Annotated in this window: 2 protein-coding genes; one reads left to right on the top strand and one right to left on the bottom strand. The window is 68.8% G+C overall.

From position 1 onward, the window contains the following. Positions 1-424 (bottom strand): Glu/Leu/Phe/Val dehydrogenase dimerization domain-containing protein (locus tag ACPXB1_RS30595; protein WP_425736172.1); only part of this gene is annotated, 424 nt, incomplete at its 3' end. A gap of 108 nt (positions 425-532) precedes the next feature. Here ACPXB1_RS30595 and ACPXB1_RS30590 point away from each other — a divergent pair. Beyond that, positions 533-948: Lrp/AsnC family transcriptional regulator (locus tag ACPXB1_RS30590; protein ID WP_425736171.1), on the top strand; the 416-nt coding region annotated here is incomplete at its 3' end.

The raw sequence follows: 948 nt of genomic DNA, 5'->3' as shown, positions 1-948 counted from the left end.
CCGGTCGGCAGAACGCATGCGGGGTCCGTTCGGCGATCGTGGCCATGTCGTCCGGTCCGGTTCCCACGTCCGGTCCGGTGGCATAGGCGCCGTCCAGGCCGGCGATCGCGTCGCCCGCGTCGTGCAGCGCCGCCCGACGGGCGGCCGCGTCGAGTGTCCTGCCCTGGGGCAGGGCGACGACGGTCTTGCCGCCGCCGTTGGGCAGCCCAGCCAGCGCGCATTTGTCAGACATCGCGGCCGACAGCCGCAGCGCGTCGGTGAGCCCGTCGCGCCAGTGCGGGTACTGCGCGACCCTGCAGCCGCCGATGGCCTGACCGAGCGCGGTGGAGTGCACCGCGACGACGATCGGCAGGCCGGACCGTACGCCCCGCCTGATGACGACGTGCTCGTGCATGGGCTCGGTGTCGAGGTGGGTCGCGACCATGATGGCTCCTGTCGTGTGCTCGCCGGAACGGGACCGACAGTAGGCAGGTGCCTGGCACTGACCGGCTCAAGGCGAACATCGTTCGGAGAGCATGGCAAGATTCCGGTCGTGGACGAACTTGATTCGGCGATCATCCAGCACCTGCAGACACATGCGCGGCAGACCAACCGCGAACTGGCCCGCGCGGTCGGCATCGCACCGTCCACCTGCCTGGAACGCGTGCGCGCACTGCGGGAACGCGGCGTGATCACCGGCTACCACGCCGAGATCAGCCTGGCCGCCCTCAACCGCGGCGTCCAAGCATTGCTGCATGTGCAGGTTCGGCCCCTGAGCCGCACCGTCATCGACGGCTTCAAGAAATATGCGTTGGAGCTGCCCGAGGTGCTGTCGGTGTACGTCGTGGCCGGCGGCGACGACTTCCTCGTCCACGTCGCCGTACCCAGCGTCGACAGCCTGCACTCCTTCCTCATGGACAAGTTCAGCGGACGCCGCGAAATCGTCGGGTTCCGCAGCTCCGTCATCTA

The sequence above is a fragment of the Micromonospora sp. DT68 genome (assembly GCF_049847245.1).
In the GTDB taxonomy this organism is placed as follows: domain Bacteria; phylum Actinomycetota; class Actinomycetes; order Mycobacteriales; family Micromonosporaceae; genus Micromonospora; species Micromonospora profundi.
The sequence above is the reverse complement of the archived record's forward strand: the minus strand, read 5'-3'. Positions and strand labels throughout refer to the sequence as shown.